The sequence below is a fragment of the Microcoleus sp. N3A4 genome, from assembly GCF_036701805.1.
Taxonomy (GTDB): Bacteria; Cyanobacteriota; Cyanobacteriia; order Cyanobacteriales; family Microcoleaceae; genus Microcoleus.
The window spans coordinates 96930-119327 of sequence record NZ_JAUBRJ010000018.1 but is presented as its reverse complement, the minus strand read 5'-3'; the positions used below and the strand labels follow the sequence as shown (position 1 = coordinate 119327).

Annotated in this window: 25 protein-coding genes and 1 pseudogene; 14 read left to right on the top strand and 12 right to left on the bottom strand. The window is 46.7% G+C overall.

What is annotated here, in order from left to right:
* On the bottom strand, positions 1-207 hold a 207-nt coding region (locus QUA56_RS13375), incomplete at its 3' end, for a hypothetical protein (protein WP_333358251.1).
* A gap of 4 nt (positions 208-211) precedes the next feature.
* On the opposite strand from QUA56_RS13375, the gene QUA56_RS13370 reads away from it, so the two are divergent.
* The 3 genes from QUA56_RS13370 to QUA56_RS13360 all read left to right on the top strand — a co-directional run bounded on the left by QUA56_RS13370 (position 212) and on the right by QUA56_RS13360 (position 2803).
* On the top strand, positions 212-718 hold the full coding sequence (locus QUA56_RS13370) for a hypothetical protein (protein ID WP_333358248.1): 507 nt from the start codon (positions 212-214) through the stop codon (positions 716-718).
* Positions 719-998: 280 nt separating this feature from the next.
* Positions 999-1628 (top strand): DUF3038 domain-containing protein, encoded by a 630-nt coding sequence (locus tag QUA56_RS13365; RefSeq protein ID WP_333358264.1) that lies wholly within the window; start codon positions 999-1001, stop codon positions 1626-1628.
* A 2-nt stretch (positions 1629-1630) separates the two neighbouring features.
* On the top strand, positions 1631-2803 hold the full coding sequence (locus tag QUA56_RS13360) for a DUF4335 domain-containing protein (protein WP_333358245.1): 1173 nt from the start codon (positions 1631-1633) through the stop codon (positions 2801-2803).
* Between the two features lie 230 nt (positions 2804-3033).
* Here the strand turns inward: QUA56_RS13360 and QUA56_RS13355 are convergent, their stop codons facing one another.
* Positions 3034-5109: an abortive infection protein gene (locus QUA56_RS13355; protein ID WP_333358243.1), complete on the bottom strand. Its 2076-nt coding sequence runs from the start codon at positions 5107-5109 to the stop codon at positions 3034-3036.
* A gap of 5 nt (positions 5110-5114) precedes the next feature.
* Entirely contained in the window at positions 5115-5786 is a 672-nt protein-coding gene (locus tag QUA56_RS13350) for a hypothetical protein (protein WP_333358239.1), read from the bottom strand.
* A 240-nt stretch (positions 5787-6026) separates the two neighbouring features.
* On the opposite strand from QUA56_RS13350, the gene QUA56_RS13345 reads away from it, so the two are divergent.
* Complete coding sequence (locus QUA56_RS13345; RefSeq protein WP_333358236.1) at positions 6027-6962, top strand: OmpA family protein; 936 nt, start codon at positions 6027-6029, stop codon at positions 6960-6962.
* Between the two features lie 77 nt (positions 6963-7039).
* On the opposite strand, the gene QUA56_RS13340 is transcribed toward QUA56_RS13345, so the two are convergent.
* Positions 7040-8152 carry an AI-2E family transporter gene (locus QUA56_RS13340; protein WP_333358233.1) on the bottom strand — a complete coding sequence of 371 codons (1113 nt, stop codon included), beginning with the start codon at positions 8150-8152 and terminating at the stop codon, positions 7040-7042.
* 96 nt (positions 8153-8248) lie between these two features.
* Between QUA56_RS13340 and QUA56_RS13335 the strand changes: the two genes are divergently transcribed.
* The 3 genes from QUA56_RS13335 to QUA56_RS13325 all read left to right on the top strand — a co-directional run bounded on the left by QUA56_RS13335 (position 8249) and on the right by QUA56_RS13325 (position 9949).
* Entirely contained in the window at positions 8249-8563 is a 315-nt protein-coding gene (locus tag QUA56_RS13335; protein WP_333358230.1) for a type II toxin-antitoxin system RelE/ParE family toxin, read from the top strand.
* A 67-nt stretch (positions 8564-8630) separates the two neighbouring features.
* On the top strand, positions 8631-8894 hold the full coding sequence (locus QUA56_RS13330) for a helix-turn-helix transcriptional regulator (protein WP_333358227.1): 264 nt from the start codon (positions 8631-8633) through the stop codon (positions 8892-8894).
* A 98-nt stretch (positions 8895-8992) separates the two neighbouring features.
* A complete protein-coding gene (locus QUA56_RS13325; protein ID WP_333358224.1) occupies positions 8993-9949 on the top strand; it encodes an alpha/beta fold hydrolase in 957 nt (318 codons plus the stop codon).
* 120 nt (positions 9950-10069) lie between these two features.
* On the opposite strand, the gene QUA56_RS13320 is transcribed toward QUA56_RS13325, so the two are convergent.
* Entirely contained in the window at positions 10070-10297 is a 228-nt protein-coding gene (locus QUA56_RS13320; RefSeq protein ID WP_333358221.1) for a hypothetical protein, read from the bottom strand.
* Between the two features lie 113 nt (positions 10298-10410).
* Here QUA56_RS13320 and QUA56_RS13315 point away from each other — a divergent pair, with 113 nt between their 5' ends.
* Positions 10411-10602 carry a DUF433 domain-containing protein gene (locus QUA56_RS13315; protein WP_333358218.1) on the top strand — a complete coding sequence of 64 codons (192 nt, stop codon included), beginning with the start codon at positions 10411-10413 and terminating at the stop codon, positions 10600-10602.
* Positions 10603-10652: 50 nt separating this feature from the next.
* Here the strand turns inward: QUA56_RS13315 and cysS are convergent, their stop codons facing one another.
* The 7 genes and pseudogenes from cysS to QUA56_RS13280 all read right to left on the bottom strand — a co-directional run bounded on the left by cysS (position 10653) and on the right by QUA56_RS13280 (position 14815).
* Complete coding sequence (gene cysS, locus QUA56_RS13310; protein WP_333358215.1) at positions 10653-12212, bottom strand: cysteine--tRNA ligase; 1560 nt, start codon at positions 12210-12212, stop codon at positions 10653-10655.
* A gap of 185 nt (positions 12213-12397) precedes the next feature.
* A complete protein-coding gene (locus QUA56_RS13305) occupies positions 12398-12973 on the bottom strand; it encodes a Uma2 family endonuclease (protein ID WP_333358212.1) in 576 nt (191 codons plus the stop codon).
* 101 nt (positions 12974-13074) lie between these two features.
* Positions 13075-13219: pseudogene (locus QUA56_RS13300) on the bottom strand (IS1 family transposase); the annotation flags it as partial.
* Positions 13220-13658: 439 nt separating this feature from the next.
* Positions 13659-13895, bottom strand: coding sequence for an IS1/IS1595 family N-terminal zinc-binding domain-containing protein (locus tag QUA56_RS36830; protein WP_445242905.1), 237 nt, complete (start codon positions 13893-13895; stop codon positions 13659-13661).
* Between the two features lie 141 nt (positions 13896-14036).
* Positions 14037-14261: a hypothetical protein gene (locus tag QUA56_RS13290; protein ID WP_333358209.1), complete on the bottom strand. Its 225-nt coding sequence runs from the start codon at positions 14259-14261 to the stop codon at positions 14037-14039.
* A 3-nt stretch (positions 14262-14264) separates the two neighbouring features.
* Positions 14265-14414, bottom strand: a complete 150-nt coding sequence (locus QUA56_RS13285) for a hypothetical protein (RefSeq protein ID WP_333358206.1) — start codon at positions 14412-14414, stop codon at positions 14265-14267.
* A 191-nt stretch (positions 14415-14605) separates the two neighbouring features.
* On the bottom strand, positions 14606-14815 hold the full coding sequence (locus QUA56_RS13280; protein ID WP_333358203.1) for a ribbon-helix-helix domain-containing protein: 210 nt from the start codon (positions 14813-14815) through the stop codon (positions 14606-14608).
* Between the two features lie 387 nt (positions 14816-15202).
* On the opposite strand from QUA56_RS13280, the gene QUA56_RS13275 reads away from it, so the two are divergent.
* The 6 genes from QUA56_RS13275 to QUA56_RS13250 all read left to right on the top strand — a co-directional run bounded on the left by QUA56_RS13275 (position 15203) and on the right by QUA56_RS13250 (position 22318).
* Positions 15203-15550 carry a hypothetical protein gene (locus tag QUA56_RS13275; protein ID WP_333358200.1) on the top strand — a complete coding sequence of 116 codons (348 nt, stop codon included), beginning with the start codon at positions 15203-15205 and terminating at the stop codon, positions 15548-15550.
* 15 nt (positions 15551-15565) lie between these two features.
* Positions 15566-16930: a DUF4912 domain-containing protein gene (locus tag QUA56_RS13270; protein WP_333358198.1), complete on the top strand. Its 1365-nt coding sequence runs from the start codon at positions 15566-15568 to the stop codon at positions 16928-16930.
* Between the two features lie 690 nt (positions 16931-17620).
* Positions 17621-18943: an ABC transporter substrate-binding protein gene (locus tag QUA56_RS13265; RefSeq protein ID WP_333358196.1), complete on the top strand. Its 1323-nt coding sequence runs from the start codon at positions 17621-17623 to the stop codon at positions 18941-18943.
* 303 nt (positions 18944-19246) lie between these two features.
* Positions 19247-20140 (top strand): sugar ABC transporter permease, encoded by an 894-nt coding sequence (locus tag QUA56_RS13260; RefSeq protein WP_333358193.1) that lies wholly within the window; start codon positions 19247-19249, stop codon positions 20138-20140.
* Positions 20141-20238: 98 nt separating this feature from the next.
* The gene (locus QUA56_RS13255) at positions 20239-21102 is read left to right on the top strand and encodes a carbohydrate ABC transporter permease (RefSeq protein ID WP_333358190.1); all 864 of its coding nucleotides are present in this window, start codon (positions 20239-20241) and stop codon (positions 21100-21102) included.
* 133 nt (positions 21103-21235) lie between these two features.
* Entirely contained in the window at positions 21236-22318 is a 1083-nt protein-coding gene (locus tag QUA56_RS13250; RefSeq protein ID WP_333358187.1) for an ABC transporter ATP-binding protein, read from the top strand.
* The last annotated feature ends 80 nt before the right edge of the window (positions 22319-22398 follow it).

Below are 22398 nucleotides of genomic sequence, written 5' to 3'. Positions count from 1 at the left end.
CCAACTGCCAACTGCCAACTGCCAACTGCCAAAAACCAACTGCCAAAAACCAAAAACCAACTGCCAACTGCCAACTGCCAACTGCCAAAAACCAACTGCCAAAAACCAAAAACCAACTGCCAACTGCCAACTGCCAACTGCCAAAAACCAAAAACCAACTGCCAACATCCAACTGCCAACATCCAACTGCCAACATCCAACTGCCAAAATTATGCCTCATTTTAACGTCAAAATGTTAACATTTTACGGTATTTCTCTCGCCTTGGTTGCGGTACTTTTTAAAGTAGTAACTGCTTACGGCGAAACAAATTTAAAGGCTCCTCCGGCAATTGCAGGAAGTTATCGCTTCGATGCGAAAGAGTTGCCAGAATGTCTGAAATCAGATACTTTGGTATTGACAATCGATCAATCTGGTGTTTATTTGAGCGGTAATTTGCGATCGGGCAGCAGCCAGAGCGATCGGGAAAAAACAGCCGAGGAGAAAGCTTCTCTAGTTGGCAAGTGGGAAACTGAAGGATTGAACTTGTCGGGTGCTGTTCCTAATTTAACGGGTTGCAGCGACTCCACAGCAACCGGTCAAAACAGTTCTGTTAAACTGCGCGGAATTGTGGACAAAGAAAGCCTGAAGGGTAAAATTAGTCTTACCGATGGGGCGGCGGCTAGTGATTTTACGGCTCAAAGAGAAGCGGCGGTGCAACCCCAGAAGCAGGAACATTGATCGATCGCAATCGGGAATAAGAAATCGGAAATGGATAATTCTTTGTCGCTTTCCGACTCTCCCCTTCTCCCTTAAGGAAGCAAGGAATCACAAAGCGGCGGCGGGGGTGGGGCAGTGGGCGATCGAACTCCCGCCCCCAGAGCTCGCCCGCGACGGTCGGTTGCTGCTAGATTGGAAAATATATCTAAAAGTGAATGATAAAAATAAAGTATCCCAGAGAAGTTCTTGGTTGAGAATTTGTCTTGCTCAAGACCCCCCGTGCCCGTATAGTTTGTTTGGAATGGATGTTGCCGTGATCTTAATGCCGTCAGAAACTTCGCTTACCCAGTCAAAACCCTTGATTTTAGACAGTTTGCCAGACTTGTCGCCGCCGAACGGTGGCGGGTGTCCCCGCCGGGCTAGATTGCAAATTGACTTGATGTTGCTGGCGATCGAAGCCTTGTATCTCGGAGGTGCTGAAGAAATGCTGGCAGTGTCAAAGGACCTGGAATTGGAATCGATTATCCAAAATCGGGTTGTCCTTTGGCTGATGCGTAATACTAACCCGCTGAGACGGTACGCCCAGCGCCGCTCCCTTACCATTGTGGAGGCAAAAGCGCTGGTGGCGATCGCCTGCAATATGGCGCGCAAGTTAACCGCGACAATTCGGCAGTTGCTGCTAGACTCGCAGCAGTTGCGATCGAGAAATATCCCCCTCAACCAGAACTTGCCGCTGGCCGAGTATTTAGAACGCTTTCGTGCTCACTTTCGATCGCGCATGAACCCCAAGCGATCGCTAGTTGTAGTTTACGATTCCGACGAAAAGCTCGACGAACTAGCTTTGAACTTGTTGAGCAAACTGCTATTTTGTACAGGCACAGCCGGAATGCAGCGCTTCTGGGTTAGCCTGTTTGATGGAGAAGTTGAATAACGATGACTATTAGGCGTCAGTACAGTCTGCCAAATTGCACCCTGGTTCTAGAAGGGTTGAGCGATGGATCGGCAGCCAGCCAGTTAGATATACGGCCGGTGCTTTCTATACTAATGAGCGCTGAATGCTATGTTACAGGTCTCGGCGAGCCCCTGACGGGGGGACGGGAGTTTTTTGAAAGCTTGGTGAGGGCCGTCAGCAGCTACGCTCAAGAATTTATGAGCGGAGTGCATTATCCCGATCGCTACGGCCCGAATGTGGGTATGGTGCAGTTGCACAGAATTGACGGGAATGTGCATCGGTTGACCGTTCTACCCGCCTCCACAGGCAGCCCAACCCAAATCGATCAAAAAACAGAACTGTCGGCAAAAGTAGATTTGACGACGGTACAGCTATTTGACTTGGTAGAGGCGATCGATCAGTTTTTTGCCGACACGCAGACGCTGCCGGAATTGTCGCTGCAATTAACCCCTATTTCCAGGCGTTATATCAAGTCTGCCGAACCTTTGGCGAAGCGGAGTTTGCCTGCTGTCGTGGGAGTGTCGAGTTTGGCTTTGGCTGCGATGGCGTTTTTCTTGGTGCCGATACCCGAAGTCCATCGCCCGAGAGATCCGGTGCCGCAGCCCAATCGATCGGGCCAGAATCTGGGAACGCCGAATCCGGGCGGATCGGGTTCGCCGAATCCCAATCCCGCGCCTGCGGCTGACGGTTTGGTGCCTGGGAATAAAACTCCGAAAGCTGAATCGACTTCGCCGACTCCGATCCCCGCGCCGCAGTCGGAGGCTTCACCGTCGGCCACACCGCAGTCGAATACTTCGCCCGAAACCACGCCCAGTCCTGTTGCTGAAGGTTTGGCAAGCCCAGAGGTGGCAGCCGTGCCGATTACCGATCCGGCGGAAATTGAGCTGTTGAAGGGCAAACTTTCCCAGCAAATTGACGGAGTTGTGAAGAATAAGCCTCCGGTTGATGCGGAGTTAGTTTATCGGGTGAGTGTGGCTAAAGACGGGGCGATTGTCGGTTACAAGTCGGAGAATTCTGCTGCTGTCGATCGATCGGAAACGCCGTTGTCGGAGTTGCTTTACAAACCGATTGGCAGCAGGCCGCCTGCGGAACCGCTGGCTGATTTCCGAGTAGTTTTTGCACCGGGCGGCACTGTTGCAGTCACTCCTTGGTAAAGTAGGGTGTGCAATGCACACCTGACCAATTAGTCTGCGGAGGCAGACTTCGCTTGTGTAGTTAGAGATTTGAATCGCCGAATCATATCAATTCCGGTTGAACTCAGACAAAATATAGTGGACCCGGCAGTGCCGTTTCCCTACCCCTATTCCTTGTAGGGAAACGGCACTGCCGTGTCCTGATTTCGGGTAATGTTAATTCCGATGCTACCGGATTTGATATCATCTACTCAAAGTCCTGTGGGTGCGATCGGCTCAATGTCTGGGTCAAATCCTCCGACTTGATTTGTGCGAATTATCCACAAAAATGCTCCCTGTTTTAAGAAAATTTTGGCGATTTCATCCTGGGTTCGCCTGGGCAGCATTGTGCGGTAACTAATAGCAGCTTTTATCAGGTTCGCTATACCCGCAAAAAAGCTCTTTTTCAGTTCAGAATCAATCCCCGCTAATCTCGAATTTTTGCGCCAATCTGGACGGACAATGCCGAGGGGCATTAATACTGTTTCTAAACTTTCTCCTAATGCTACTAGCTGATTAAATCGTTGAGTTTGTGCGTCGGTGGGATGTGTTTTCAGCCAGTCTTGAATCTGAGGATTTGACTCGACTTCGGAAGTAATTTTTTTGATTGTCGCGTAAATTGCCTGACTTGAATCTTGGACGCAAGAAGTTGCTGGCGTGACTAAAGTTGCCCCAGTGCCGTCTCCGCTGCGGTAGCGCGCCATCATGATATCTAGCTGTTCGTTTAATTCGGTTAAAGGCGACAAAATAATTCCTTCAAAATCGTAGTCGCAACACACGCAGTCTAATTTACAAATGATATCGCAAACCGGGCGATCGCCCAACCAGCCGCGCTGCAAGTCTCCCATGTAACTTTGCCATTTGCTGGAACCGGCGACAATTCCGTCGGGATTGTGGGCGTAAACTTGTTTGTATTCTATGTCAAAACGCAGTTCGCTGGTAAAGCGATCGCGCACAACTTTGGCTACCCCGAAAGCAAAATGTCCGGTGACAATTCCCAGCGGTGGCCGTTCGCCTTTTTTGCCGCCGATACCGCCGAAACTGTGAATAACTATGCCGATATCTCCTTCTTGCCAAGGAGAGATTGAATCGTTTTCTGTAGCATCATTTGGCGTTAACAATACTCTTTTTGCTTGTCCTTTTTGGGCTGGTGTATTTTCCCAATTTTGGCTGCTTAAATAAGCGAGAGATTTTTTCAGTCCGAAATGTGTTTCATCTGGAATTAATTGGGCAATTTTGCGGGGTTCGATTGCCTGCACTACAAATATATTGTCTTCGTCTCTTTCGCCGTAAATGTACCAGCCGTCTGGATTTAATGGCGATTGTTCGATCGAGTGATTGGTAGACCTCGCTACGCCATTTTTGTCTGGCTGTACTTGGGGAATCCGAATGATTTCGGCGGCGCCGTCAAATTGTTGAGATGTTTTGTTGAAATGGCGGACAATAAATTTGTCGCTGTTGGGTTCTGTTCGCTGTAGAATTGAGACTAAGGCGCACAAACGTCCGATAATTTGTACTGGTTCGCGCTCGATCGTGAGTTCGCGGCGATCGCTGCTGCTATAATTAATCGCAATCACCGGCCTGCGTAGCATCACTGTCACGCTGTCTTCGAGTCGGGTGCCTGCTAGAGTTTCTAAAGGGCCTACATTTCGCAACCCATTCAATCTATCTGGATGAATGTTGCCAGATTTTTTACTATTTTTAGCCTGTTTGGTGAAGTTGATATCTTGGGTTACTGCGTGGAGAAAAAACTGTACTTCGCGATTTGTACTCCATTTCAAAAATGCTGTTTTGCCAATAAAGTTTTGATATCTTTTTGGTGCATTTATTACTTCAAAAAACACTGTATCGTAGGGCTGGCGCTGTTCGTTTGAGGGCAAAATCAAGCGGCCGTGCCAAAGAGCGATCGGCTTGTATAAATGGGCAACTGCTGCTGAACTTTCGCAGATAATCTCCGGCTCAAACGCTTCTGAAATATCGCTGCCCGAGCCAAAAATAGCAGCCGTTAAATTGCCCTCACTTTCTACGAACAGCGGTTCTAAAAAAAGGTTTTGCGAGTCAGAAAGATTAGCGGTTGACTTGCCGGGATTTTTGGGGAACTGCGGTCGAGAAAAATGGCGTTTTTCCTCCAATTTCACCTGCAACCAATTGAGAAACAGCCGAATAAAAATAAAAGCTGTTAGGCAGGAAATAACAGCCAGAACAATCAGCGCCAGAATCAAAATGAATTGGTCTAAAGATTGACCGGAAAGTAAAATAATTGTGAGCCCGATCGCAGAAAATGCCATAATATCTAAAAACGAGTTTTAGGTTCGATCCAGTCTGTGCTGGCTTGACTGCCGAAAACTAGGGGTTTGTCCTCGCTGACAGCTACCGTTTGGCCTGTCATATCCACTGCACAAAGAGGCCAAGATCGATCGCCCAAATTGCCGGCGCGGAACAGAACTTGTCCCGGGCAAACTTGACTCCAACCCAACAATACAGCATGAGTGTAAAGACTGCGAGCGGGAGCAACGGTATAAGTGTAATTATCATTTTTATCCCAGATGACAGCGTAGTCGGACATATCCGAAGAGTTAAAAAGCGCTTCAAATTCGCGGGCGAGAACGCGGGAATCGGCTTGATTCCAAGAAACAGGCACTAAAATCGCGATCGTCCCGGACATATCTGTGTCATCGCTAGCATACATTCCGCTTTCCGCCAGCGGCGAAGCAGCCGCCACTGTTTGCAGTTCCCCGGTTTTGAGATTTTCCACAAACATGACGCTGCTAACCCGACACCGGGAGAATTCCGGCTGCACTTGCAACTCAATTCGACTGTAAGCCGCGTATTGGCCGTTAGTTGAAACGAGGGAAGGGCTGCGATAGTAACGGAGGCCTGTACCGGCAGTGGAACTCACTTTAGCGTGAGTGGCACTAATCCATTCCCAAGGAACGGGATAAGCGCTATTTAAAGGGTCAGTCATCGGTTTTTTTTCCAAAAGTTTTACTGAATTATCCAACAGATTCACGCTGGCACGCAACGGATTAGAAACCCGGTTTCTGCCTCGATGCTTCGCCACCAAACCCCAGATTTATAGAAACCGGGTTTCTTTTTGAGATTTTAGATTGGAGGACAAATCTCAAATCTCAAATCTCAAATTTCAAATCGGATAGGTAAGATAGTATCGAAATTAATCTGGTATTTACACTGAGAGGGATGAAATATGACGCGATCTTTTAACCAAAAACCTTCAATCCCCCCCACTCGCGTCTCCAAGTCGCGGGGAAAAGGTTTGCTTGTACTGTCGCTGATTTTTCGGCTGCTGCTACTGGGAGTAGGCAGCGGTTTTGCTTGGGTTTTGGGGATGGCGATCGCTCAAATTTATCCGTCAGGCGGGACGGAGATGCCGCTGGCAGAGAGATTGCTGCGCGTAACTCAAAATTTGACCTCCAGCCCGAAACGCGCCCCAGCAACGCCAATTCCGGCGCTCCCGACACCAACCGCTACACCCAGTCCCCAGTCAAAAGTCAGTCCTGCCCAGAGAGAGAAATTGCAGTCGGATTTGAGACAGTTGCAGGGCGAGCTCAACGCGCTGATCGGGCGCACGGCGGCTTTGGAGAGTCAGTTGGGCAGCAGCCGCCCGACGGAAACTTTGGAAAAGCGTTTGCAGTTGATGTCGCGGGAATTGGCAGGGCCGGAAACGGCGGCAAGTCTTGCCCCTGCTTTACCGGCGATCGGCAGCAGCCCGAGTCTGAACCCTGAAACGGTGAATACTGCGCCACAGAATGCCAACAATCAGGTGTTTGGGGGGGATGGGCTGATGGTGACTCTGCCCAGCGATGTTTTGTTTGATACTGGCAGCATTTCTTTGCGCGCGGGAACAAGTGCGATTTTGGACAATTTGGTGGCGGAGTTGGGGAATCACGAGGGTGCAACTGTGCGGGTTGCGGGCCACACTGACGACGCGGGGGAAGCGGCGGACAATCGCAACGTGTCGTTTGCGCGGGCTCAGGCTGTGGTGCAGTATTTGTCTGGCGTGCTCGGTCAGAAGTATCATTGGGTGGCGATCGGCTATGGGGAAAGTCGCCCTTCGGTAGACAATAGTTCAGATATTAATCGGCAGCGCAACCGCCGCATTGAAGTGGCAATTAGTCCTTAGTTTTTAGTCTTTAGTCTTTAGTTTTTAGTCGGCGAATTTGTAGATCCTCTGTTGAATTGTCAAGGAGGTAGTTAGTGTCACGCCGAAGGTGTAACAGGCGGCAAATCAGAATTATTTTTAGCCCGATCTATTGCCTCTCGATGTTCGCCCCTCAGCTTTGGTTTTAAATACAAGTTTTCAATCAAAGCTGCCACTCCCGCAAACCAAGGCGGCACAATTACTGCCCCAATAATTCCCAATACTTGCACGCCTCCCAAGACAGACAGCAATTGATATAAAGGATGCACGCCAACCGATGAACCAACCAGCAAAGGATCGAGTACGTAAGTTTCCAAGTTCTGGATAAATAGAAATAACAGCAATACCCACAAAAGTACCCAGCCACCTTTAGCTAATGCTACGATTAATGCTGGTACTGCTCCCAACACTGGGCCGATGAAGGGTATCAAGTTGGTAACACCTGCGATCGCACCCAAGCCTAAAGCAAATTCCGGCATTCCCAAAACGCTCAAACCTGCGGTAATAAATATCCCTAAAATGCCCGAAACTAACACTCGCCCGCGAATGTAACTCCCCATTCTTTGACCGATTGGCGTGGCTTGTGCTGCTAATCTTTCATCCCAAGGTTTCGGGAAAAACTGCACCAAACTTTTGATTAATGTGTCGCTGTCGGCAACCATGTAACCTGAAATAAATAATGCTAAAACTAAACTGAAGAAACCGCCGAGAATGCCTCTCGTTAAACTGTACGATCGCAAAACCAGTTGTTGGCTCGATCGAATCAGCCAATTAGTCAGCGATTGAGTGTCCACTAACTGACCCACCAAGGTTGGGGCATTGTCGCTCAACCGGCTCAATACATTAGTTGCCACAGTTCTCAAACTTTCGACATAAACTGGTAACTGTCGCAGCAGTAACTCTATTTGTTCGATGACCGTGGGCCCGATTAACACTACCGTCCCGCTAAATCCGCCGATAAGAGTTAAATAAACCATAATCACCGCCAGCCAGCGGGGAACGCGCATGGTTTCGGCCCAATTAACGATCGGGACGATCGACGCGGCGAGCACGACTGATATCATCAGAATTACTAGCAGGCTCCGCAATTGCCACAGCAGCACTAGCAGCAAGGACGATGCTACAATTAGCAGCAAGTTAGGTAAAGAAATAGTTATCCGCTGTTCTGACATGATTATTCGGACAAAATTGAGTAATGATATTGTTGTCGATCGTGTCACTCTCTATTTTATGATAAACGATATGATATAAATAATATAATTAAGATTATGAATTCGCTATTAAAACCCGTTGAATGGATCGGCAGTTCCCGTGACGACTTGCGCGACTTTCCTGAAGATGTCCAGCAAATTATGGGTTTTGCTTTGTACCGCGCTCAACTGGGTAAAAAGCATCCTGATGCTAAACCGCTTAAAGGATTTAAAGGTGCTGGCGTTCTAGAAATTGTTGAGAATTTTGATGGAGACACTTACCGAGCGGTATACACCGTAAAAATTGAAGGAATAGTCTATGTTCTTCATGCTTTTCAAAAAAAATCAAAGCAGGGAATTGCTACCCCCAAGCAAGATATAGCTTTGATTTAATCTCGACTTAAGCGTGCCAAAGAACACTACAAAAAATATTTAGAACAGCAAGAATTGGAGGAACAAAATGACTGAAGAAATAAAAGTGCATTCCAGTAGTGGAAATGTTTTTGCTGATTTAGGGCTACCCAATCCAGAGGAATTACTGATTAAGGCAGAACTAGCTCATCAGATTAGTGAATTAATTTCGGAACGCCAACTAACCCAGAACCAAGCAGCAAAGCTATTAGGAATCGATCGACCTACACTCTCAGCATTGATGCGCGGTAAATTATTAGATTTCTCTACGGAACGCCTATTTCGTTTTCTCAACGCAATAGGCGTTCCGTAGAGATTCGGATTGCCCACTCGCCACCAAATGTTCAAGCTAAAACTCACATTGTCGTTGCATCATAAGTAAACAAACAAGTAAAAAAATAAAAGATTAATATGCAATCACCACCTTCAACCCAAGATTTGTCCGCCATTTCGTCTATTAAATCACCAACGCTGTTTTACGAATGGCAAAATTATCGCTGTGCTTATGATGTTTATCAACCAACTACTGCGACAGAAGATAGCATCCCTTTGTTATTAATTCATCCGATTGGAGTTGGCTTGTCAAGAGTCTTTTGGCATAGATTTTGCGAGAGTTGGTACAAAGCAGGGAACACTAATCAGATTTACAATCCCGACCTTTTGGGCTGTGGCGATTGCCAAATGCCGGCTGTGGCTTGCTATCCAGACGATTGGGCCGCACAGTTGCAGTATTTCTTGGAAACTGTGGTCAAAAAACCTGCGATCGTCCTCGTGCAAGGTGCTTTACTAGCTGTAGCCTTGGCTTTAGCAAAAAGGCAGCAGGAAAGCGGCTCAAATTTAATTCGCGGCTTAGTCCTCGCGGGGCCTCCCGCTTGGGCGGTGATGAACAAACATTCGACAGAAAGACAGCAAAGAATTGTCTGGAATTTGTTAGATTCTCCCTTGGGAAACGCTTTTTACCGCTACGCCAGACGCGCTGAGTTTTTGCGTTCTTTTTCCATCAAACAACTGTTTGGCGATGCGGCAAAAGTTGACAGCGAATGGTTGGATGCTTTGCAGGCTGGGGCGGCAAATCCTGACAGCCGTCACGCGGTTTTCTCGTTTTTAGCTGGGTTTTGGCGGCAGGATTACAGCGGTACGATTCAAAAGTTCGATCGGCCTGCACTCATTGTGATGGGAGAAAAAGCCTCCAGCATCAGTCAAGCTGGTAAGGAAGAGAAACCGGATGAAAGATTAGCGCAATATTTGGCCCATTTTCCCAATGCGGAAGGTTTATTAATGCCGGGGCGGAATGTTTTACCTTACGAATCAACCGCAGAATTTGTTATTGCTGTTGCGGATTTTGTGAATAAGTTAAATAAAAATTAAATCTATTTGTGGAGTTATTGTCTAATAACAACTGATATCGTTTCCGGTTGCATCGGTATTGTTCAAATACTCAACAGTTAACAGTCAACAGTCAACAGTCAACAGTCAGAACCAGTTGTCTCATGCTTCCGGCTCGTCCAAAGACTGGCGTAATGTTGCAATAACATCCTCGGCTGAGTGGTGTCGAAATTTGCCTGTACGGAAATCAGCTAAGGTTTGTTGGGCATCCGCAGCTATTTCCGCGCGGATACTCTCGCGGTGACGGTTTTGCAGGATTTTGATCGGCATTTCCTGCTGTTCGTATGACAATTGCAAAGCAGTTTCTAGCACTTGGTCGAGGGTATTCATAGAGCTAGGCTATTACCTCTAAGGTTGAACAACTTGCGAAGTTTAGTAAATTGTATCGCTTATTCCAAGACTAGGCTAAACTTCAAGAAAAATGTACTAAGCTCGGTCTTGTCATGAGCGATCGCAAAATCATTACGATCGAACCAGGTAAACGCGGTGGAAAGCCTTGCATCAGGCGAATGCGAATTACCGTGTATGATGTGTTGGGTTGGCTGGCTGCGGGAATGTCTCATACAGAGATTCTAGACGATTTCCCAGAGTTGACGGAGGAAGACATTAGAGCGTGTTTAGAATTCGGCGGTTGAAACCGCTTCTTGTCAAACAAAGTCTGCCTCCGCAGACTATGAATTTAGTTTCAACTCCGGTGCCAGATGGTTGTACCATCCTTTTGATCGATTAGAGTAATGCCTTTATCCTTAAGTTCATTGCGAATGCGATCGCCCTCAGCGAAATTCTTAGCTTTCCGGGCATCTTTCCGCTGCTGAATCATCACCTCAATCTCCTCATCAGTTAATCCCCCCCTAATGATTTCGACTTTACTAATACTGAAAGATACGGAAGCGCCGATATTGATAGTCGCACTTCCCGGGACGAGATTGGGTTTTCTAAATCCTAAAACTTCGGCTAACTTAACAAGATTCTGCCACTTTTGTTGCAACACTTCCGAAGATATTTCCGTTTTTCCCCCATGTACAATTATATTCCTTTCGCGCTGCAAGTCCTTCGCCAATTCAAACATAACAGCTAAAGCATTAGGAGTATTGAAATCATCATCCATCGCTGCTCTAAATTGCTGTACAGCCTCACTCTCCACTATGGGCAATTTCAGAATTTTATCTGAATCCCAGCCCAATTGGGAACCGTGCAAATCACCAAAAAGTAGGCTTTCTCGAAGAGTCTGCCAGCCATTTTTTGCAGAGGCGATCGCCTCTTCGGTAAAATCAATTTGACTGCGGTACTGCGCCATCAACACAAACAGCCTCACCGCCATCGGTTCCACCGCTTTTGACTTCTCGCTTTCTTCCAAATCTCTACCGCCAGACCAATTGCCCTCCAACAAATCGCGAATTGTAATAAAATTGTGCAAAGACTTAGACATCTTTGTGCCGTTGACAGTCACAAAAGCATTGTGCATCCAATAATTAGCAAGTGACTTGCCAGTCGCGGCTTCAGATTGAGCAATTTCATTCTCGTGGTGGGGAAAAGTTAAATCGGAACCGCCGCAGTGAATGTCAATAGTTTCGCCCAAGCAATCGCGCACCATCGCCGAACATTCAATGTGCCATCCGGGGCGGCCTTTTCCCCAAGACGACTCCCAAAAAGGTTCGCCCGGTTTAGCGCTTTTCCACAGGGCAAAATCAGACGAATCTCGCTTTTTTTGAGCCTCTATTTCTTCTGTTTCCAATCGACCGCTAGCCCCAGCCTGCATTTCTTCCAACTTGCGACCTGAAAGTTTTCCGTAGTCGGCAAACTGCCTAACGTTGTAGTAAACGTCGCCGCCAGACCCATAGGCATAACCTTTATTTTCTAACTCGTGAATCAGCCGTTGAATGCCGTCCATTGTGTGCGTTGCGCGGGGATATTCATCGGCCCTGAGAATATTCAGCTTGTCCATATCTGCAAAATATTCGTCGATGAAACGTTCCGCTACAGCTTCCATTGTTGAATTCGTTTCTCGCGCGCGGTTGAGAATTTTGTCGTCAATATCTGTAAAATTCTGCACGTAGCGGACATCGTATCCGCGCCACATCAGATAGCGACGCACCATGTCCCACACAATGTAAGCGCGGGCGTGGCCGACGTGGCAGTAATCGTATACCGTAACGCCGCAGCAGTACATCCGCACCTTTCCTGGTTCGATGGGTTCAAAAGGTGATTCGCGGCGAGTCAAGCTGTTGTAAAGCGTTAGGGGCATGGGATTTGAGATTTGGGATTGATGTACTGCTCTAATTTATTATATTGCTGTTGGCGAATCTTTCGCTGTCGCTACCAATTTGCTACCCCCTGTATCACTCGGCGGTTGAAACCGCAACTACACAAACAAAGTCTGCCTCCGCAGACTAAGAGATAAATGGGTTATCAAACCTGCATTTAGTATTACTACCAAACATCTGTTAAATCTAAGACAAATTCCGGTAACACATCTTTCCCTGACAAAGTGCTGGGATTATCTAATATTTCCACATCCTGACTTTGCCTGTATATCTCGACTTTCTTATTTTTGCGATCGATTAACCACCCCAAACTTGCTCCATTTGCCATGTATTCCCGCATTTTTTCCCGCAATGGTTCCATGTTGTCAGACTTAGAGCGCAATTCTACAACGAAATCTGGACAAAGGGGAGCGAAGCCTTCTTGTTGTTTGGGTGTGAGAGTTTGCCACCGTTCTAATTTAACCCAGGAGGCATCAGGGGAGCGATCGGCACCGTTGAGCAGTTGAAAACCGCTAGAAGAGTCAAATGCTATTCCCAGCTTGGTTTGGCGATTCCACAGCCTGAGTTGTCCTGAAATATCTAGGTTTCGATTGCCTGTTTCGCTTCCAGTGGGCGGCATCACGATTAATTCTCCTGTAGCACTTCTCTCTAGCCTTAAGTCACGGTTGACGGCAGCAATTTGCTGGAACTGTTCGTGAGTTACTTTGAAGGTTTGGGGAATGGTAATGGTGTTGTTGAGCATACTGTGCGGCCTCGCGATGGCTATTACCTATTCTATCGTGTCACACTCTTTTTTACTCTAAAAATTATGGTAGTCCTGCATAGTCAGGATAATTAAGGGTTTTATTTAATAGATAAATTGGCGTTATAGTTATGAATAAAATACCAAAGAGCTGCCGATATGATTGGAGAGTTTTTTAGAAAATGAAAGAGTTTTTCTTACCAATTGAGATATTCTTTGTCTCATGGTATTATTAAATCTTTTTATAGCAATCCTAAATGATTTGCTTGCATTATACGCGAGCTTTCTGGCTCGCACTGCAAGGATTCTGGTCTCGCTCGAGAGAGGCGGCTGATGCGAGGATTGCTATATATAGTTTGTCTGACCAATATCCTTTCCTACAGCTCTATGTCTTTTAGGAAAAACTATTCCATAAGAAAGGACAAAAGTCTGTATAACTTACAGCACATTGACGATATACTGCCCGCACGTGAATCCCAAAGTCCTTGAGCGCCAGCTTCATCTCTTTTACCAATATATACTCCTACAATCTATGAGAATCAACACATCAACTGCTAACCAAATCTACTGCTTTTTACCATTATTCCCTACAAATGAATGACCGCATTTCATCACATTTAATTGTTAGCTGATCCTTTTTTTTGACTTTACTTCTACTTGGATCTTGACGGCTCCCAACTTTTTGTTAACATAGTATTGTAGCCACCTTTCTGAAACCCCCGTCGCCCGCTTTTATTCCAGCCAGAGATATCTTTTCTAATAAAGGTTTATCTATCAACTTTCTTGTTTCTTCTTCCAGCGGTTGATGTCTGGGAGCCATCACAAATTGTCTGGCACAATCTCGACACTTAAAACTTTGTTTACCATTGTGAGTGTGACCATTTTTTACAATATATTGAGAATCACATCGAGGACATTTCATAAGCGAAAATTTAAGGCAGATTGAATAAGTAAATTATAACAGATATTCCTGACTGTGCAGGACTACCGTCTTCCAGTTTGTCATATTCCCAAAGAAAAATATATCTATTCTAAAGCGATCGCTAATTTTTAAATCGATCGCTTATGCTGGAACGATCGCCTCTTGAAGATGGATAATATTTCCCTCGGAATTTAAGATATAAAACCATTCCCTCGGAATGATAGTTTGATTCAGTATTCTGAGATGATGGCTCAACTCTTCAATAGAGAATGTTTCTACATAAGTGACAGTTTTTGTATCGCAGGGTTTGAGGATATCGTTTTCTCCAATGTAGCGACCCTCACCAACATAGCCTAAACTTGACAAAAGTTATTCTACTTCTGGTTCGATGATGGGCATACTTAAGTCGTCATCTGGGTAATCGACAAAAACAGCAATTTTACCTGTTGCCGGAACTTCTAGTTCTGGAGAAGTCCAACCCTGTTTATAGTCCCAAACAATTGTACCTTTAGTCTTCATCTTCGCCTCCTGGGAAAATACACTGCCAAATGTTCTTCTGAAAGTGTTGAACGGCGAGTAACTTCCGTCCTTTTGCTTCTTCTAAGCAACGTTCAACTGCTTTTTTTCTTGTTCCTGCTACAACGGATTCGGTTTGAGGGTTCCCCATACGCTGGATTTAATCTTCAGGATCTTCGATATAGCCCAGTGGGTTAGTTGTCATTGTCCGAACCTTCCTGCTGCTGTTGGCGGGAGTCAAGTGCTCGATCGATCAGCTTGGCGACTATCCAAGAAACCGATCGCTCTTCTGAGGCTGCCCACGTCTCTAAAGCGACTTTCTTTTCTTTGGGGATGTATACCGCTATCAACTCCCGCTTGCGTTTTCCACCCACGAGTTCTTTTTCTTTTAATTTTATAGACATTGTATCTTCTATCTTTGATTTAACTATGCTACTATATAGTATAGTAGCATATAGTATGGTCGCGACCACAAAAATTTAATCCCTTTGGGACAGGAAGTGATGGAGAGGGAAACATCGGGATAATAGTTGGCTGGAAGTGCGATCGTATTTATAAAGATATAGATATTGCATACCGATCGCCCCCACCCTCCAAACCTATCAAAAAGCCCCCTCCTACTCAAATGTCACCAAACCTTAACATCCGTCTCAACACCGATCCCTCAAGCCTCCAATATGTCAATATTCCCTGACAATTTGATCCCCGAATGCCTGAAAATGCGTATAAGTACCCATAATTCAGGGCAAAGACCCCTTGACCCGATCGCAAGTTGTCTGCAACATTGAGTCATGACAAAGCGATCCCAAAGAAATGCTTCGATTAAGCAACTCTGGGAGTCGAATAGCGCGTGTGCTGCCAGCACAGCGTTGCTAGCAGCACCGATCGCACTCACAAAATCGATCTTGTCAATCAAGAATCGACAGATAAAGTTTTATTTAGATCGGACGGTGCGCGCAGAAGCCAAGAAGTCACAGCCCCCGATCGGATTGGGGACAAGACAAGCTAAAAACAAGCAAGGCTTCAAAGGTTGGAGAGATGCGGAAGCTCAAGCATATTTGCACTTACAAAGAGTTTCTAACTCAAAAAATCAACACATTTGTGTTGAAACGAAAAATCTAACCCGCCATCCCAAATAAGTGGAGAACAAACTCATGGCAAAAGAACGCCCACCATTAGAAGAGATGACTTTGCGACAACTCCGCAGAGTTGCTAGCGAATGTGGAGTCTCTCGCTACAGCCGGATGCGGAAATCGCAACTCCTGGCATCAATTCAAGAAATTCAGCGCACCAAATTTTCCTACAGCCCATCTCGCAAACTAGAGGCACAAGAAGCAGTGGAAGCAGCAAAGTTTGAACTCGGTCAAGAAGATAGAACAGGCGGTTCTTTGTCGTCTGTAGATGAAGGTTTAGCAGATTTGCCCAACGGCTACGGCGAAAGCCGGGTTGTGTTAATGCCCCGCGACCCAGAATGGGCCTACACTTACTGGGATATTCCCAACGATCGCAAACAAGAATTGCGCCGCCAAGGAGGACAGCAACTCGCCCTGCGGATCTACGACGTTACAGATGTTAATCTCGACACGCAAAGCCCGCACAGCATTCAAGAATATCCCTGCGACGAACTGGCGCGGGAATGGTACGTGCCAATCCCCGTGAGCGATCGGGACTACGCGATCGACATCGGCTACCGCTGTGCAGACGGCCGCTGGCTGGTATTAGCTCGATCGGCCGAAGTCCGCGTTCCTCCCGTCTATCCCAGCGACTGGATTGAAGATCAATTCATCACCCTCGACTGGGAAGAAGACTTGCAAGGCAAAACCTTCGCCGAACTGGTTCCTCCCGCCAAGAAAATGGCACAAGCAGCCAATGGCTTCGGTTTCAGCACCGGCAACGCCATCTACGAACAAATCTTCGGCATGGCAGAATCTGCCGAAGCCATGCGCGTAGCTGGTTCTATCTTCGGTTCCATGCAGCACGTCGCCGGTTCCGTCCAGCAAGTAGGCATCCACGAACAAGCTTTGAGTTCCTACGTGTTCCCCTCCGGCGTCGGAATGTGGGCTGTTCCCACCATGTCCGGCCTCACCGCGTCGGGTGTCGGTATGTCCGGCCTCACCATGTCGGGTGTCGGTATGTCCGGCCTCACCATGTCGGGTGTCGGTATGTCCGGCCTCACCATGTCCGGTTTCGGTATGTCCGGTGTCGGTATGTCGGGAGTTGGCTTCGCCGCCCCGATGCGCCCCCGCCAGTTCTGGTTAGTTGCTGATGCCGAACTGATCGTTTACGGCGCCACTGAACCCGACGCTACCGTCTACGTAGGCGGACAGCCGATTAAACTCAATGCTGACGGCACTTTCCGCTTCCAGATGTCTTTCCAAGACGGCTTAATCGACTATCCGATTTTTGCAGTAGCAGCCGACGGCGAACAAAACCGCGCTATCCACATGAAATTCAACCGCGAAACCCCAGAACGGCACACCAATACCAAGGAAGATGCTGTTGTGGAATGGTTGGGCTGATCGCTCGCGGTCGATCGCAATCCGGGCGATAATGCAGGTTTGTGCCAATTTTTTAACCATCACAAGGCATAGCCTGAGCCGATCGTGATTTGTTAGGGTTAATCCCAGACAACAACCCATAACACCCCCTATACACCGTTCTCCTGTTTTGAGGAGCGGTGTTTTTTGTATTTAGGACTTACTCAGAAACCGGGTTTTTATAGCAGAATAGATCGCCAATCGGGCGATCGGCAAAAGTTATACCAATTCTCAAAAGTAGGGATAAATATAGATTGTATGCGAGTAGGGACACGGCAATGCCGTGTCCCTACTTTGTTTCATCTGAGATATTGCACAATTCTCAATTACTTGTTGAGAAACAGGCTTTTCGGCCTGTGAAGCGAGAGATCAATTTCATTGTGGAACAGGCCGAAAAGCCTATTCTTGACAATGGTGCAAGATGCGAGTTTCATCCGATTGACAACTGCTATATTAGACAATTATCTCAATATCTATCTGTAGATAGATGTCTACTTAACTCGCTATCGAGCTTGTTCAATCAAAATTTGGACTTTTCACTCCACCATTATTAAGTAAGCTAAAGTTTACTTAAATTTTTATTGCACAAACTCGCTAAATCCAGCGAAACAAAAGAAAGCGAGTTATGAGAGAAACAAGGCGATCGCACCGCCACTTCTCAAAAACAAACCAATGCAAAAAATAAATTCCCCGCCGCAACGAAGGCAGAAGCCTCGTCTTTTAGCCTTATTCGCTGCCACATTAGCCGCCGTCTTGCTTTTATTTATTCTGCTTATTCTGCCGGCACTGACTCAACAGCCAGTCGTGCTCACCATGTTAATGCAAGGTCAAGACATTGTTAACTGGAGACCCTTTGTCAAAGAATTTGAACAGAAAAACCCCAACATTCGCATCAACCTCATAGAAGGGCCTTTTGACAGCAACCTCATAGAAAATCTTTACACATCTGCCTTTCTTTTAGGCGAATCGCCCTACGACATCATCAACATGGATATTGTCTGGGTTCCCAAATTTGCAGCCGCAGGTTGGGTAAGGGATTTGACAGACAAAATTCCCCCCAAACAACTATCAAAATTCATCCAAGGTAACGTCGAAGGCGGCCGATATCGAGGCAAACTTTACCGAATTCCCCACGCTTCCGATGCCGGAATGCTTTATTACCGCAAAGACATTTTAGAACAAGCGAAAATTCCAGCGCCGAAAACCTTTGAAGAGATGGTAAAAATCTCTCAAAACTTGCAGAAACAGGGAAAAGCAACTTGGGGTTATCTGTGGCAAGGCAAACAATACGAGGGAGTATCTGCGATGTTTGTCGAAGTGCTCTCCGGTTTCGGCGGCTTCTGGGCTAACCCTGAAACTTTTGAAGTTGGGTTAGATAAACCGGAGGCAATTAAAGCAGTGGAATTTCTCAAAAATACGATCGCCTCCGGCATTTCTCCTCCGGGTGTCACCACCTACGCCGAAGAAGAAACCAGGCTGTTGTTTCAAAACGGCAAAGCGCTTTTTTTGCGAAACTGGCCGTATGTTTGGAAGCTGGCAAATGCCGAAGGATCGAATGTTAGAGGCAAAATTGCGATCGAGCCAATGCTCAGCAGTACCGGTAAAACAGGCGGTTCCTGCTTGGGCGGCTGGGGCTGGGGAATTGCCAAAACCTCAAAACATCCAGAACAAGCGTGGAAAGCAATTCAGTATCTTACCAGCGAGGAAACCCAGCGCAAATTTATTTTAGAAACCGGTTTAGTTCCCAGTTACAAATCCCTATTTACCAACAAACAAATAGTCGCCAAATATCCCCACTACCCGCAACTGCTAAAAGTAGTGGAACGGCCAGCTTTGCGCCCGCCCATAGCACAATACGCTCAAGCTTCTGATATTTTGCAGCGCTATTTGAGTTCAGCTTTTACCGGGAGAATGAGTGCAGAACAAGCAATGAAAGCAGCAGCTAGCGAAACTCGCAATTTATTAGGGAGTTTGAAACAAGCCAAAGTTTCTTAAACAGTTGACAGTTGACAGTTGACAGTTGACAGTTGACAGCGAGGTTTTGCGGATGGGAATTTACACCCGGCCCTCTAGATACCGTAGGGTGCGTCGCCCTCGACAATCTACAAACAAACTCGAAAATCTGGCAGCGACGCACCATACAAGATACCGTAGGGTGCGTCGCCCTCGACAATCTACAAACAAACTCGAAAATCTGGCAGCGACGCACCATACAAGATACCGTAGGGTGCGTCGCCCTCGACAATCTACAAACAAACTCGAAAATCTGGCAGCGACGCACCATACAAGGTGAAAAATATGCAATTAGACAAGATGCGACAGCGCGAACAAAAAACCGGATGGATATTAGTAGCACCAGCTTTGATAATTCTGCTGCTAGTATTTGCTTACCCAATATTGCGCGCTTTTTGGCTGAGTTTATTCACCCAAAACCTCGGTACTGAATTAAAACTAATTTTTTCCGGTTTTGCTAACTACAGTCGAATGTTAGGCGACGGGCGTTTCTGGCAGACTTTAGGCAACACGACAGTATTTACGATCGCCTCTGTTGTGCTGGAATTAATTCTCGGCATGGGCATTGCCTTAGTTTTAAATCAATCCTTCACAGGGCGCGGCATTGTCCGCACAATCTCCCTGCTACCTTGGGCGTTACCGACTGCATTAATGGGTGTAGCTTGGGCGTGGATTTTTAACGACCAATACGGCGTAATAAACGACATTTTGATCCGCTTGGGATTGATTCAAAATAGCATTAGCTGGCTGGGAGATCCGACTTTGGCAATGATGGCAGTGATTGCAGCAGATGTGTGGAAAAGTACGCCGTTTGTCAGCTTGCTTTTGCTAGCAGGATTGCAGTCGATTCCTGCTGATTTGTACGAAGCCCACGCGATTGACGGCGCGAGTAGCTGGCAGAGTTTCCGTCAAGTTACCGTACCGCTGCTGATGCCCCAAATTGCGATCGCTTTGCTGTTTCGATTTACTCAAGCTTTCGGCATTTTTGACTTGATTCAGGTGATGACGGGAGGGGGGCCGGCAGGGGCAACAGAGACGGTTTCTATCTACATTTACAGCACGGTAATGAGGTATTTAGACTTTGGGTACGGAGCGGCTTTGGTGGTGTGTACTTTTTTGATGTTAGTGGCAGCAGTTGCGATCGCCGCTTACCTGTTATCGAGAGCCCGCGTCAATTGATTTTAGATTTTAGATTTTAGATTTTAGATTTGAGGATTGTAGATTGTAGATTTTAGATTGCTGAACGGTTTGAATTTTTCCTTTCATTGGTATAAATTATGTCGATCGCCCGCGAACAACCAACAAAAAAAACCTTTGACATCCGGCAATTAATCTTGCCAATCTCCGCGATATTAATCGTCGGATATTTCCTCGCACCTATTATCTGGCAGGTGCTAACTTCTTTCAAAGTAAATGCGGATATTTCGGCAATTCCCAACGTCTACATTCCCAAACGAATTACTTTCGAGCATTACCTGTCCTTGTTCCAGCGCCGTCCGTTTGCACTTTACATTTTAAATAGCGCTTTTGTTTCCATTAGTTCGACATTGCTGTGTTTGGCTGTAGGCGCTCCCGCAGCTTACGCTTTGACCAGGTTGCGGCTGTGGGGCGAGAGAATCATCCTGGCAACTGTGACGATTGTTACCCTATTTCCGGCGGTGCTGCTATTTTTAGGACTGCTGGAAATTGTCAAAGCTTTGAACTTAGGCAATAATTATTTAGCCTTAATTATTCCTTACACCGCGATCAATCTGCCCCTGACAATTTTGGTAATGCGGAGTTTCTTTCAACAGTTGCCAAAAGATTTGGAAGATGCCGCTAAAGTTGACGGATACAACACTTTCCAAATGCTGTGGCAAATCGTGCTACCGATGACATTTCCCGCGTTAGTCACAACTGGAATTTTGACATTTATTTCAGCTTGGAACGAGTTTATTTTTGCACTGACATTTATGACTCGCGAATCTCTGAAAACTATTCCCGTCGCCACGGCTCAACTCAGCGGCACGTCTGTCTTTGAAATTCCTTACGGGCCGATCGCCGCAGCTACCGTTTTAGGAACTTTGCCCTTAGTTTTCCTGGTTTTGGTGTTCCAGCGGCGCATCGTTCAAGGTTTAACAGCCGGGGCTGTAAAAGGATAGTTATACGACTACAGTGCGAGCTTCTAGCTCGCGAGCGCTCGGATCGCGAGCTAGAAGCTCGCACTGCACAATAATTATCAATAATTATCAGCGATTACCCGGACATGATATTCCCAATTACCCATTAAAAATCATGGCAAAATTGCAACTAAAAAACCTCAATAAAACCTACAGCCCTAAAGTAGTTCCCGTAAAAGACATTAGTTTGGATGTCAGCGAAGGGGAATTTCTGACTTTGCTGGGGCCGTCGGGGTGCGGCAAATCTACGACACTGCGGTTAATTGCAGGGTTGGAACAGCCGACTAGGGGCGAGATTATAATTGGCGATCGCAATGTCACCGATCTCAGACCGGGCGATCGCGATATTGCAATGGTTTTTCAAAGTTACGCGCTGTATCCGCACATGACAGTATACGAGAATATGGCATCGAGCCTCAAACTTCGCAAAATCTCCTCCGGCGAAATCAACAGATTAGTGACGGAAGTTGCAACATCCCTCGGATTGACAGAATTAGTCGATCGCAAACCAGGAAAACTATCAGGCGGACAGCGGCAGCGAGTCGCCCTCGGCCGCGCATTAGTGCGCCAACCGGAAGTATTTTTGCTCGACGAACCTTTGAGCAATCTCGACGCATTATTGCGGGAAAAAGTTAGGGCCGAACTCAAACAATTATTTGCATCACAAAAAGCTCCTGTAGTGTACGTAACTCACGACCAAACCGAAGCAATGACGCTTTCTACAAAAGTCGCAGTTCTCAACAGCGGCAGCGTGCAGCAGCTAGATCCGCCGCACTTAATTTATACCCGTCCTGCCAATCAATTTGTAGCCGGTTTTGTGGGCAGCCCGCAAATGAATTTGCTAGTGCTTAAATGCCAGGGCAATTTTGCGATGTTAGGTGATTTTAGAATTCTACTGCCAAATATGCCGACTCTGCCGCCAGAAATTGTGTTAGGAATTCGCCCGGAACACGTCGGTTTTGCAGATGCAGAGGCCGGCAAGATAGCGGCCCCAGAGGCAATTAAAGGTGAGGTTTATTTAGTGGAAAACTTGGGAATGCAAAATTTAGTTAGCGTCCGAGTTAAAGGTGTGGAGCCACTAACGGTACGGGCTTTGCTGCCCAATGACCGCCACTGGAATTCCGAAATTGTAGAGCTGGTTTTTGGGCCTCAGTTGCTGCACTGGTTTGATGTGAAAACTGGCGATCGCTTGCAATAAGAATTTGCCCTGAATAGCATGATTGATTAAAAATTGTCTAACCATGTGTATAAAAATATGTTTTTTACTTCTAATTAAGT